Raw genomic sequence first — 11,973 nt, 5'->3', positions numbered from 1 at the left:
CAACACCTGTCATCCCAATAAGAAGCGATCAGCACCATGGGTAGAGTTGTTGCGGCCGCCGTCTACAGCGCCGGTAAGAAAGTTTCGGATATCACCCTCGATGAAGGCGCGGCCTGGGCCGCCAAACCCGACCACTTTGTGTGGATCGGCCTGGAAGAACCCAACGCCCAGGAGCTGGCCAACCTGCAACGCCAGTTCAACCTGCATGAACTGGCCATCGAAGACGCCCTGGAAAAACACAGCCGCCCCAAGCTGGAAACCTTCGGCGATGCGCTGTTTATCGTCACCTACTCACCGGTGCGCGAGAACGGCAAGCTGGAGTTTATCGAAACCCATATTTTTGCCGGCAACGGCTACATCATCACCGCCCGCAATGGGCACTCGGCGTCCTACGGCTTTGTGCGCCAGCGTTGTGAGGCGCGGCCGCTGTTGCTGGAGCATGGGGAAGATTTCGTACTGTATGCGCTGCTGGATTTCGTCACCGAGAACTACCAGCCGGTGAGCGAAGCGATCCACGCCGAGATCGATGAACTGGAGCGCAACGTGTTGTGCAGTTCGTTGAGCGAGCGCGATATCCAGAACCTCCACGGTTTGCGCCGCGATGTGCTGCGGCTCAAGCGTTACGTGGCACCGATGGTGGAGATCAGCCAGGAGCTGCAGAAGCTCAGCTTCCCGTTCATCGACAAGAACATGCGCCCGTACTTTCGTGACGTGCAGATTCACGTGACGCGGCAGATGGAAGACCTCACCACCCTGCGCGATATCGCCAGCCAGACCATCGAAATCGGTGTGTTACTGGAGGCTTCGCGCCAGAGCGTGGTGCAGCGCAAGTTCGCCGCATGGGCGGCGATCCTCGCATTCCCCACCGCGGTGGCGGGGATTTACGGGATGAATTTCCAGAACATGCCCGAGCTGCAATGGCACTACGGCTATTTTGCGGTGCTCGGGTTTATTGCGACGGGTTGCACGGGATTGTGGGCCAGTTTCAAACGGTCGGGTTGGCTTTAAACCTGAGCTTCGGACTTGTGCGCCACAAACCGCATCATCCATTCCGCCACGGTTGCACCGTGGTGGTCGCGCTCAAGGCTGGCTACGCCGTTTGTGTAGACCTTTTCGCCCAAGGTTGTCTGAAGAATCTCCAGCAACTCGCGGGAATAATCATGGACAAATTCCGGATGGCCCTGGAAGCACAACACTTGGTCACCGATGTGGTAGGCCGCGAACGGGCAAAACGCGCTGGAGGCGATGACGGTGGCATTCTCCGGCAACGTGGTCACCTGGTCCTGATGGCTGATCAATAGGGTCAATTCCGGTACTTCAGGGCTCATCCACGGGGCCTTGGCATCCAGCTGGTAGTCGTGAATGCCCATGCCCCAGCCCTGGCCGGCGCGCTCGGTCTTGCCGCCCAGCAACAGTGCCAGCAATTGATGACCGAAGCAGATGCCGAGCAGCTTGTCGCCACGCTCGTAACGGTCGAGCAGGTAGGTCTTGAGAGTCTGGATCCATGGGTCAGTGCCGAAGGAGTCGGCCTTGCTGCCGGTGACCAGGTACGCGTCGAACACTTCGTCGTCCGAGGGGTATTCACCGTTCACCACGTTGTACACCACGAACTCGGCGGGAATCGGCTGCTTGGCGAACAGGCGCTTGAACATCTGCCCGTACCCTTGGTATTGATCGATCAAGCCTGGACGCAGGATATCGGTTTCCAGGATACAGACGCGTAGCGACATAAAAAATACCTGACACGGTGATGGGAATATTGCACACCCCAGAGCCTGCCTTGAAATACCCCTTCAAGGCAAGCCCCCCAGCTTCACCGGAACACTTCACCCTGCGCCGCTTTCTCCAGCAACAACCCCGGCGGCGTGAAACGTTCGCCATACTGTTCAGCCAGGTAGCGAGCGCGGGCGATAAAGTCGTTCAGCCCATATTGGTTGATGAACTGCAACGCGCCGCCGCTCCAGGCCGCAAAGCCAATGCCGAAAATAGATCCCACGTTCGCGTCCGCCGTAGACATCAACACCCCCTCTTCCAAACAGCGCACCGTCTCGATCGCCTGGATAAACAGCAGGCGGTCGCGTACATCCTGCGGCGAGATGCGCTGATCAGGTCGCTCAAAGCGGCTTTTCAACTCCGGCCACAGGTACTTTTGCCCGCCGCTGGGGTACTCATAGAAACCGCCTCCCGCCGCCTTGCCCGCGCGCTTGTATTCGTTGACCAACAGATCGATCACCGCTGTCGCCGGGTGCGTAGGCAGCGCCTTGCCTTCCGCCTGCAGATCCTTGGCCGTCTGCTGTCGGATATGGCTCATCAGGCTGAGGGACACTTCGTCAGACACCGCCAGCGGGCCCACCGGCATGCCGGCCTTGCGGGCTTCGGTCTCGATCATCGGCGCGGCCACGCCTTCGCCGAGCATGGCGATGCCTTCGTTGGTGAAGGTGCCGAACACGCGTGATGTGAAGAAGCCACGACTGTCGTTGACCACGATCGGGGTTTTCTTGATTTGCAGGACAAAATCGAAACCACGGGCCAGGGTCTCGTCACTGGTGCGCGCGCCCTTGATGATTTCCACCAGCGGCATCTTGTCCACCGGGCTGAAAAAGTGCAGGCCGATGAACTTGGCTTGATCCGGCACTGCCGTGGCCAGGCCGCTGATGGGCAAGGTGGAGGTATTGGAGGCGATCACAGCGTCGGCGCCGACCACCCTTTGCGCAGCGGCCGAGACCTTGGCCTTGAGTTCGCGGTCTTCGAACACCGCCTCGATGATCAGGTCGCAGCCTGCCAGATCAGCATCGGATGCCGTAGGACGAATCCGCGCCAAGACGGTTTCCTGCTGCTCGGCGGTCAATTGCCCACGGCTGACCTTCTTGTCCAGCAGCACCGCCGAATGCGCCTTGCCCTTCTCGGCGGCCGCCAGGTTGATGTCCTTGAGCACCACCTCGATACCGGCGCTGGCGCTGACATAGGCAATGCCCGCCCCCATCATCCCGGCGCCCAGCACACCGACTTTGCGCGTGACATACGGTGTAAACCCTTGCGGCCGCGAACTGCCGGCGTTGATCTCGTTGAGCTGGAACCAGAAGGTGCCGATCATGTTTTTTGCGACCTGCCCCGTCACCAGCTCGGTGAAGTAACGGGTTTCGATCAGGTGCGCGGTGTCGAAGTCCACCTGGGCGCCTTCGACGGCCGCACAGAGAATTTTCTCCGGCGCGGGGAAACAGCCGTTAGTTTTACTGCGCAAAATCGACGGCGCAATGGCCAGCATCTGCGCCACTTTTGGGTTCGATGGTGTACCGCCCGGAATCTGGTAGGCCTTGTTGTCCCACGGTTGCCTGGCGTCCGGATTGGCCAGGATCCAGGCTCGGGATTTGGCCAGCAACTCATCGCGATCCGCCGCCAGCTCGTTGATCAAGCCGGCTTGCAGCGCCTGTTGCGGCCGCACTTTCTTGCCTTCGAGCAAATACGGCAAGGCCTTTTCCAGCCCGAGCATGCGCACCATGCGCACCACCCCGCCGCCGCCCGGCAGCAGGCCCAGGGTGACTTCCGGCAAGCCCAACTGCACCGACTTGTCGTCCAGCGCAACGCGGTAATGGCACGCCAGGCAAATCTCCCAGCCGCCCCCCAGCGCCGCGCCATTGATCGCGGCCACCACGGGCTTGCCGAGGGTTTCCAGACGCCGCAGTTGCGCTTTCAACACCCGTACACCGTCGTAGAAATCCTTGGCGTGGGCCTTGTCGACCTTGATCAGTTCATTGAGGTCGCCACCCGCGAAAAACGTCTTCTTCGCCGAGGTAATGACGACGCCGGCGATGCTATCCCTTTCCGCCTCCAGGCGCTCCACCGTAGCCGCCATGGCCTCGCGGTACACTGCGTTCATGGTGTTGGCGCTCTGGCCGGGCATGTCGAGGGTCAGCACCACGATGCCGTCCTGGCCTTTTTCGTAACGAATGGCTTGGGTCATGACAAGTTCCTTGGGCTCAGAGGCGTTCGATAATGGTGGCGATGCCCATGCCACCGCCGACACACAGGGTGGCCAGGCCATAGCGCTGCTGGCGTACTTCGAGTTCGTCGAGCAGGGTGCCGAGGATCGCGCAGCCGGTCGCGCCCAACGGGTGCCCCATGGCAATCGAGCCGCCGTTGACGTTCACGCGTGCGGCGTCGATGCCCATGTCCTTGATGAACTTGAGCACCACCGAGGCAAACGCTTCGTTGACCTCGAACAGGTCGATGTCTTCAACGCGCAGTCCGGCCTTGGCCAGGGCCTTGCGCGTGGCGGGCGCGGGGCCGGTGAGCATGATGGTCGGGTCGGTGCTGGTGACCGCTGTGGCGACGATACGCGCCCGGGGTTGCAGGCCCAGCTCGCGCCCCTTGGCCTCGGAGCCGATCAACATCAGCGCGGCGCCATCGACGATGCCGGAACTGTTGCCGGGGGTGTGTACGTGATGGATGCGCTCTACGTGGCTGTAGACACGCAACGCGGTGGCATCGAAGCCCATCTGCCCGATCATTTCGAAACTCGGCTTGAGCTTGCCGAGGCCTTCAAGGGTGGAGTCGCCGCGAATGAATTCGTCATGGTCCAGCAGCACGATGCCATTCTGGTCCTGCACCGCGATCAGCGACTTGTTGAAGGAACCGTCTGCACACGCCCTCGCCGCTTTCTGCTGGGAATGCAGGGCAAAGGCGTCGACGTCCTCGCGGGTGAAACCTTCCAGGGTGGCGATCAGGTCCGCGCCAATACCCTGTGGAGTGAAGTGACTGTGCATATTGGTCTGCGGATCGAGCACCCAGGCGCCACCGTCACTGCCCATGGGCACGCGGGACATGGACTCGACGCCGCCGACCACCACCAGATCCTCGAAGCCGGAGCGGACTTTCATCGCCCCCAGGTTGACCGCTTCCAGGCCCGACGCGCAGAAGCGGTTGACCTGGACCCCGGCGACGCTGATGTCCCAGTCCGCCACCAGCGCGGCGGTCTTGGCGATGTCGGCGCCCTGGTCGCCTACCGGGGTCACGCAGCCGAGCACGATGTCGTCCACCTGGTGGGTGTCCAAGTCACTGCGCAGGGCCAGCGCCGTGAGCAGGCCGGCTACCAGGTTCACCGGCTTGACGCTGTGCAGGGCACCGTCCGCCTTGCCTTTGCCACGGGGGGTGCGTATCGCATCAAAGATCAACGCTTGGGTCATGACGTCCTCGAACCAGTGTGCATGTGTGCCTCTACCTTAGGCCCGATTGACACGGTTTCAATGACGGATGCGCTCATTGCTTTTGACCCCCTCGCTCGGACGAACGGTAGGCACCTAAGGTAATCACCTGATTAATCGTTTTAGCTGTCTAGCCAAGGCATTGGCGCCAAGATGGCGATATGCCTCATGCCTTTTTAAGCTGAAATTCTGATTAGCTGATATGAAATGAGTCTAAGCCGCGAAGAACGAGGGCTCTAAGGTTGAATCAGTAAGAAGTTGCTGCCGGGTTTTGCTGGAGCAACTGTAAGAAAAGCGACACGTCATCTCGCCATACTGAAATAAGACCGGCACGCATTTGACGCTCAGGAATAACAACAAAAGGCAGTCAGCCATGTTCAAACATTCGAAAGTACGTCAGGCGGGACTCATTCTTTTCGCCACCACACTGATTCTGATCTTGCCCAATTTGACCAAGGTTATTGGGTGACACCTCCACACCCACATTCCGTGCACTCACAGCACCGGGTTTGCAGCTTTTGGCAGCGCCTGCCAGGACATTGCGCATAGCGGTCCGGCAGGGGCTGTCTTTTTGCGTGCAGATTTGCGGTATCGTGAGCAGCATCGCCACTCGACACCGGGCCCTTTCTTGAAAGCCATCCTTGCCCTCCTCGCCTTGCTCATCAGCCTCCCCACTGCGGCGGCCCAATTGACCATCGAACTCAACCACTCCCGCAAGACCTGGCAGACCGCCGACTTGCTCAAGCACCCGCAAGCGCAGACGGTGCAGATCGACGATGACGTCTCCTACAAGCGCAGCATGAGTTATCGCGCAGTGCCGCTGGCCGTGCTCCTACCGGGTTTGAAACCCGAGAGCCATCTGCAAGCGGTTGCCCTGGATGGATTCGCCGCCGAACTCACCGCCGCGCCGTTGCTGGAACAACAGGGTGCACGTGCTTGGCTGGCGGTGGAGGATCCTGCTCAACCCTGGCCGGCACTGGCGCAGGGCAAACCCAGTGCCGGGCCGTTCTACCTGGTGTGGACCGACCCGCAAGCCGGGGCTATCAGCCCTGAGCAGTGGCCGTTCCAGATCTCCGGGATCAAGCAGTTGAACACGGTAGCGGAGCGCTTTCCGGCGTTGTTGCCGGATCCGAAGCTGGCGGCCAACGACCCGATCAACCAGGGTTTTGCCCTGTTCCAGAAAAACTGCCTGGCCTGCCACCGCATCAATGGCGCCGGAGACGCCCAGGTGGGACCGGACCTGAATATCCCCTACAACCCCACCGAGTATTTTGGCGGTGATTTCCTCAAGCGCTATATCCGCGACCCGCAGAGTTTGCGGCGTTGGCCACAGGCGAAGATGCCGGCGTTCGCGGCCAGCGTGTTGCCGGACGGTGAGCTGGATCTGTTGGTGGGGTATTTGAAGCATATGGCCGGGCGTAAACAGCAACCTTAAACATCCGGTGGTGAACGCGTTGTGGTGAGCGGGCTTGCTGTGGTGAGCGGGCTTGCCCCGCGTTGGGCTGCGCAGCAGCCCTGATCAAGCAGAATGCGGTGTGTCAGGAGTTTCTTCGGTTCCTGGTTTTGGGGCTGCTGCGCAGCCCAACGCGGGGCAAGCCCGCTCACCACAGCAAATCTGCTCACCACAACAAATCTGCTCACCACAACAAGTCCGCCAGCCACAACACCCCGCTCGCCGCAACCGAATCATTGCTGCTGGACGGAAATCACCGGCGTCGGCGCCACGAACACCTTCGCATGCATCTGCTCGTGCCCCCCGCCCCGGCGCATGCCGCGCACCGGGCAAGCGTCTAGGTAATCCAGCCCCACCGCCAGCTTCAAGTGCCGCTCCGGGCGGGCCAACTGGTTGGTCACGTCAAAGCTGTACCAGGCGTCATCCAGCCAGGCTTCGGCCCAGGCGTGGCTGGCCAGGTGCGTGCTGTCCTCGGTGTACAAATACCCCGACACATACCGCGCAGGAATGCCCAGGCTACGCGCACAGGCCAGGAACGCGTGGGTGTGGTCCTGGCACACGCCCGCACGGCCGGCGAAGGCCTGGGCGGCGCAGGTGTCGACCTCGGTCGCGCCGGGCGTGTAGACCATCGCCTGGTTAAGTGCCTGCATCAGGTCGATCAATGCCGTACGGTCGCGCCGTTGATGGCAGTGCTGTTCGGCAAAACCACGCAGGGCTTCATCGGGTTCGGTCAGGCGCGTGCAGCGCAGGAACGGGAACGCCGATTGGCTCTCATGCTCGGCCTCGCGCAACTCGTCGATGTCCACCTGGCCACGCGCGCCAATGATGATGGCGTCGTGGGGCTCGTCCAGGGTCAACACATGCAGGATGTTGCCGAACGGGTCCACCTGGGCACGCACCGGGCGTGGCAGGTCAAGTTGCCAACTGAGTACATGCTGGCGCTCGCTGTCATGGGGCGTGAGGCGCAAGTATTGGATGCTGGCGCGCACCTGGTCTTCATAGTGGTAGGTGGTTTCGTGGCTGATGGAGAGTCTCATGCCGCCTCCAGGTAGGAACTGTAGATGGCGTCGCCCAACTGGCGGACCAAAGGAATAAAGTCGGTCAGCCAGGCGTGCAGGCCTTCCTCAAGGATTTCATCGATGGCGGTAAAGCGCAGGCGCGCATCCATCTCGGCGGCCAGGCGCTGGGCCGGGCGGCCGTTGATGCCAGGCAGGCTGGCGAGTATCTGGTCGATCTCTTCACTGCAGGCCCGCAGTGAGCGTGGCACATCGGCGCGCAACAGCAGCAACTCGGCGACTTGCCGTGCGCCGGGCGCATCGCGATAGATCTCGGTGTAGGCCTCGAACGACGACAAGGCACGCAGCAAGGCGCTCCATTGATAGTAGGCGTGGGCCGTGCCATCGGTGACAGCCTCGGCGCGGTCACCGGCCATCTCATAGCGGGCGTCCAGCAGGCGCAGCGTGTTGTCGGCCCGTTCGATAAAAGTGCCCAGGCGGATAAATCGGAAAGCATCGTTGCGCATGATGGTGCCGTAAGTGGCACCCCGGAACAGATGGGAGCGCTCCTTGACCCACTCACAGAACCGGCTCATGCCATAACGGCTGAGGCCCTGCTGGGCGATATCGCGAATATCCAGCCAGGTGGCGTTGATGTTTTCCCACATATCCGCGGTAATTCGCCCACGCACCGCATGGGCGCTGGCCCGCGCGGCGCCGAGACAACTGTAGATGCTGGCCGGGTTGGCCGCGTCCAGCGCAAAAAAGTGCAACAGGCGTTCGGCGTGCAGTTCGCCGTGACGTTCGTGGTAATCGTCCAGGGTGCCGGTAATCAATAGCGGCATGGCCAGTTCATGCAGGCCGTCGCCGCGCCCATCCTGGGGCATCAGTGACAGCGAATAGCTGACGTCGAGCATGCGTGCGAGGTTTTCCGCACGCTCCAGGTAGCGCGACATCCAGTACAGATCCGAGGCAGTTCTACTCAACATGGCATCAGTCCTCGACCACCCAAGTGTCTTTGGTGCCGCCGCCCTGGGACGAGTTCACCACCAGCGAACCTTCGCGCAAGGCCACGCGGGTCAGGCCGCCGGGCACTACACGGGTCTCCTTGCCGGACAACACAAACGGGCGCAGGTCGATATGGCGCGGCGCAATGCCGTTTTCGACAAAGGTCGGGCAGGTGGATAAACACAGGGTCGGCTGGGCGATATAGGCGTGGGGCTTGGCCTTGATCCGCGCTCGGAAGGCTTCGATTTCCGCTGCCGTGGACGCCGGGCCTACCAACATGCCGTAGCCGCCGGAGCCCTGGGTTTCCTTCACCACCAGGTCGGGCAGGTTGGCGAGTACGTGGGATAGCTCGTCCGGTTTACGACACTGGAAGGTCGGAACATTCTTCAGGATCGGTTCTTCATCCAGGTAAAAACGGATCATCTCGGTGACGAAGGGGTACACCGACTTGTCATCCGCCACGCCGGTGCCGATGGCATTGGCCAGCACCACATTGCCGCAGCGATAAGCCGCGAGCAGGCCGGGCACGCCGAGCATGGAGTCCGGGTTGAAGGCCAGGGGATCGAGAAACGCATCGTCGAGACGACGGTAGATCACGTCCACGGCCTTGGGCCCATCGGTGGTGCGCATGAAAACGCGGTCATCGCGTACGAACAGGTCGGCGCCTTCCACCAGTTCCACGCCCATCTCGCGGGCGAGAAAGGCATGCTCGAAGAACGCGCTGTTAAAGCGGCCCGGCGTCAATACCACCACGCTGGGGTTATCCAGGGGGCTTGAGCTTTTCAGCGTGTCGAGCAGCAGGTTGGGATAGTGATCGATGGGCGCGATGCGCTGGGCAGCGAACAGTTCGGGGAACAGGCGCATCATCATCTTGCGGTCTTCGAGCATATAGCTGACGCCGCTGGGCGTACGCAGGTTGTCTTCGAGCACGTAGTACGTGCCGTCGCCATCGCGTACGAGGTCGACGCCGGAGATGTGGGAATACAGGTCACGGTGCAGGTCCAGGCCCTGCATCGCCAGTTGGTATTGCTCGTTGGCCAGCACCTGTTCGGCCGGAATGATCCCTGCCTTGATGATGCGCTGCTCGTGATACAGGTCGGCGAGAAACATGTTCAGCGCCTTGACCCGCTGGATACAGCCACGCTCGACAACCCGCCATTCGCTGGCGGGAATACTGCGCGGGATGGTATCGAAGGGAATCAGGCGCTCGGTGCCCTGCTCATCCCCGTAGAGGGTGAAGGTGATCCCGGCGCGGTGAAACAGCAAATCGGCTTCGCGCCGGCGTTGAGCCAGCAATTCAGGCGGGGTTTCGGCCAGCCAGCGGGCGAACTCGCGGTAATGCGGTCGGACCAGGCCTGCCCCATCGTACATTTCATCGTAATAAGTGCGGATCATGCCGAACTCCTTGTCACCCGGGCGCAAGAACCATCGCAAGGCCCGTGCCAGCGGCATAAACACTTAAAAATCAGTGAGTTGAATTAACCACGCAATCTGCTCGCACCGTCCTGGTGCGCAGAATGCCCAGTGCACTGCCCCACGCTTCATCGCAATGCGGGCTTTGACTATCAACAGCATAGTCAGAGTTGATTTCACTGCCCGGCGCAGGCTACGGATAATCGGCCCCATCTGCTGAACTGCCTTCAGCGCTCCGCTCTTCCCTTTAGGCCACCCGTATGGGTGGCCTTTTTTTTGGTGCGTAAAAATAGCGCGCAAGTTCCGAGTTATTTTCCCACCGCACAAACAAAATCGGCCGACCCAAAGGCCAGCCGATACGCTGTGTTGCTCATAAACTGCCGCTACATGGGTAACCCACGCACCTCCTGCTTCACGCCCCATCCTTCGATGATCCCGCCCAGCGGCTCGACCACCGCCCCGAAGTCTTGCTCGAAATCTCCTATGCCGTCGTAGGTCGCAAACATGACTTTGCTCAGTTCCAGGTACCAGGCGCCATCGTCGCGCGCACTCACCTGGGCATTCAGGGATTCCCCGCGAAACTCACCGGCAGCCCTGCGCGCCCGTTCCTCATCCGGGAAAATGGCGTAGAACTCGATGGGGTGAAAACGCGAGAAGTCGAAGCCGCCTTCTTTCATGCGGCGCAGAACATTGGTGCTGATGTCTTCTTGATAGGCTGTGCTCATGAAAAGTGCTCCTCAAATTGATGGATAGACTTTCCGTGCTTCCCGAAGCCCACGCCGCAATGGCGTGGGGACTACGGCAACAACATCACCGCTGGAAAACAAGCATGTAGCTGACAAGACCAGAACTAGCGATTCATTCGCTGATCTCGTTTGCAGAGTAGCGCGAAGCTATCACCTCCACCAGAGGCGCTTGGATGGACTACAGGAAATGTTCAGGCGGCGGGAGAGATGTCGAGGATCTGGATACTGTTCTGGTCTTTGAGGATCTTGACCGTCGGCTCGGGCTTGCGGCCCTCCAGGTCATTGAGGTCCAGTTCGGCGGCGACGGGCACCAGCTTGTTGCGAATCATGTGCGCAGCGTCTTCGAGGCTGGGCTTGTGTTCGCAGGTGAACTGCTCCACGGTCTGCACGCCGTGATCATCAACGAAGGTAATTTGCCACGTTTGCATCGGTGCCTCCTCGATAAAACCCATGTGTGGGCTTACACATATCTGGACCTTGAGCGCTGGACAAACGTTCCACTCAAGGCCGGAGGCACCGGATCAGCTGCAGTTATTTTTCCGCGTGTTGCTTCAAGGCTTTCAAGGTGTTGAACGGAGCGTCCACCACGAACTTGTTGGCCAGCCACGAGGGCACGCTGCCGCCTGGCTCGGTATGCACCTGGTAGGTGACTTCGGTCAGGTTGTCGCCTTTGGGGACCAGTTTCCAGAAGCCTTCAACCTGGGCTACGCGTACGAAGCCTTTTTCTTCCGGCTGATAAGTAGGAACCTCCAGCAAGGTCCGAGTGACACTGCCATCGGCACCCTTGGCAGTGGTGATTTTCAGGATCGAATCACGATTACTGACGGGGAACGGCGCATTGAACTGGGTGTAGGTATAGCTGACGTCACCCTCATGTTTCAGCAGCTTCTGCAATTTGCACTCATGAATCCACTTGCACGCACCGACTACGTCTTCCTGCAACGCGACGATCTTCGCCACCGGTGCCTTGATCGTGGTCACCCCGCGATACGCCTTGTACTTGGAGCCGGCAATTTCGCTCAGGGACACCTTGATACCGTCTTCGTCCTTGGCGACTTGCCAATCCTCAGCCTGGGCAGTGGCAGCAAACAACACCGTAAAACCGCACAACACAGCCATTCGTTTCAGCGAACCCATTGTTGTATTCCTTATTGTTG

11 protein-coding genes are annotated in these 11,973 nt (G+C 60.5%); 2 read left to right on the top strand and 9 right to left on the bottom strand.

The window, feature by feature from the left end:
• Positions 1-36 precede the first annotated feature (36 nt).
• Positions 37-1,008: a magnesium and cobalt transport protein CorA gene (locus NL123_RS07660; RefSeq protein WP_071493921.1), complete on the top strand. Its 972-nt coding sequence runs from the start codon at positions 37-39 to the stop codon at positions 1,006-1,008.
• On the opposite strand, the gene NL123_RS07655 is transcribed toward NL123_RS07660, so the two are convergent.
• The 3 genes from NL123_RS07655 to NL123_RS07645 form a co-directional block, all read right to left on the bottom strand.
• Positions 1,005-1,730 carry an amidotransferase gene (locus NL123_RS07655; protein WP_248483721.1) on the bottom strand — a complete coding sequence of 242 codons (726 nt, stop codon included), beginning with the start codon at positions 1,728-1,730 and terminating at the stop codon, positions 1,005-1,007. The two genes, NL123_RS07660 and NL123_RS07655, sit on opposite strands and share 4 nt — an antisense overlap.
• 83 nt (positions 1,731-1,813) lie before the next feature.
• Positions 1,814-3,961, bottom strand: coding sequence for a 3-hydroxyacyl-CoA dehydrogenase NAD-binding domain-containing protein (locus NL123_RS07650; protein ID WP_494357522.1), 2,148 nt, complete (start codon positions 3,959-3,961; stop codon positions 1,814-1,816).
• Positions 3,962-3,977: 16 nt separating this feature from the next.
• Positions 3,978-5,183 carry an acetyl-CoA C-acetyltransferase gene (locus NL123_RS07645; protein WP_494357521.1) on the bottom strand — a complete coding sequence of 402 codons (1,206 nt, stop codon included), beginning with the start codon at positions 5,181-5,183 and terminating at the stop codon, positions 3,978-3,980.
• Between the two features lie 646 nt (positions 5,184-5,829).
• On the opposite strand from NL123_RS07645, the gene NL123_RS07640 reads away from it, so the two are divergent.
• Positions 5,830-6,636, top strand: coding sequence for a c-type cytochrome (locus NL123_RS07640; protein ID WP_248483728.1), 807 nt, complete (start codon positions 5,830-5,832; stop codon positions 6,634-6,636).
• A gap of 251 nt (positions 6,637-6,887) precedes the next feature.
• On the opposite strand, the gene NL123_RS07635 is transcribed toward NL123_RS07640, so the two are convergent.
• The 6 genes from NL123_RS07635 to NL123_RS07610 form a co-directional block, all read right to left on the bottom strand.
• The gene (locus NL123_RS07635; RefSeq protein WP_248483731.1) at positions 6,888-7,691 is read right to left on the bottom strand and encodes a transglutaminase family protein; all 804 of its coding nucleotides are present in this window, start codon (positions 7,689-7,691) and stop codon (positions 6,888-6,890) included.
• The gene (locus NL123_RS07630) at positions 7,688-8,638 is read right to left on the bottom strand and encodes an alpha-E domain-containing protein (protein WP_058427414.1); all 951 of its coding nucleotides are present in this window, start codon (positions 8,636-8,638) and stop codon (positions 7,688-7,690) included. Before NL123_RS07630 ends, NL123_RS07635 begins: the two co-directional genes overlap by 4 nt.
• A gap of 4 nt (positions 8,639-8,642) precedes the next feature.
• Positions 8,643-10,052, bottom strand: coding sequence for a circularly permuted type 2 ATP-grasp protein (locus NL123_RS07625; RefSeq protein WP_494357520.1), 1,410 nt, complete (start codon positions 10,050-10,052; stop codon positions 8,643-8,645).
• A gap of 401 nt (positions 10,053-10,453) precedes the next feature.
• Positions 10,454-10,795: a ribonuclease E inhibitor RraB gene (locus tag NL123_RS07620; RefSeq protein WP_058427416.1), complete on the bottom strand. Its 342-nt coding sequence runs from the start codon at positions 10,793-10,795 to the stop codon at positions 10,454-10,456.
• Between the two features lie 212 nt (positions 10,796-11,007).
• A complete protein-coding gene (locus NL123_RS07615; protein WP_494357519.1) occupies positions 11,008-11,244 on the bottom strand; it encodes a hypothetical protein in 237 nt (78 codons plus the stop codon).
• Positions 11,245-11,347: 103 nt separating this feature from the next.
• The gene (locus tag NL123_RS07610) at positions 11,348-11,953 is read right to left on the bottom strand and encodes an START domain-containing protein (RefSeq protein WP_248483735.1); all 606 of its coding nucleotides are present in this window, start codon (positions 11,951-11,953) and stop codon (positions 11,348-11,350) included.
• Between the last annotated feature and the right edge of the window lie 20 nt (positions 11,954-11,973).

It is taken from the genome of Pseudomonas sp. FBCC-B1565 (assembly GCF_059133265.1).
Note: the sequence above shows the minus strand (reverse complement) of the source record. Positions and strands in the feature narration are given on the sequence as shown.

Bases quoted from the DNA above. Each gene is read 5' to 3' on its own strand.
- NL123_RS07660 (WP_071493921.1), top strand. From the start codon at position 37: ATGGGTAGAGTTGTTGCGGCCGCCGTCTACAGCGCCGGTAAGAAAGTT.
- NL123_RS07620 (WP_058427416.1), bottom strand. From the start codon at position 10,795: ATGAGCACAGCCTATCAAGAAGACATCAGCACCAATGTTCTGCGCCGC.
- NL123_RS07645 (WP_494357521.1), bottom strand. From the start codon at position 5,183: ATGACCCAAGCGTTGATCTTTGATGCGATACGCACCCCCCGTGGCAAA.
- NL123_RS07615 (WP_494357519.1), bottom strand. From the start codon at position 11,244: ATGCAAACGTGGCAAATTACCTTCGTTGATGATCACGGCGTGCAGACC.
- NL123_RS07625 (WP_494357520.1), bottom strand. From the start codon at position 10,052: ATGATCCGCACTTATTACGATGAAATGTACGATGGGGCAGGCCTGGTC.
- NL123_RS07610 (WP_248483735.1), bottom strand. From the start codon at position 11,953: ATGGGTTCGCTGAAACGAATGGCTGTGTTGTGCGGTTTTACGGTGTTG.
- NL123_RS07635 (WP_248483731.1), bottom strand. From the start codon at position 7,691: ATGAGACTCTCCATCAGCCACGAAACCACCTACCACTATGAAGACCAG.
- NL123_RS07630 (WP_058427414.1), bottom strand. From the start codon at position 8,638: ATGTTGAGTAGAACTGCCTCGGATCTGTACTGGATGTCGCGCTACCTG.
- NL123_RS07655 (WP_248483721.1), bottom strand. From the start codon at position 1,730: ATGTCGCTACGCGTCTGTATCCTGGAAACCGATATCCTGCGTCCAGGC.
- NL123_RS07650 (WP_494357522.1), bottom strand. From the start codon at position 3,961: ATGACCCAAGCCATTCGTTACGAAAAAGGCCAGGACGGCATCGTGGTG.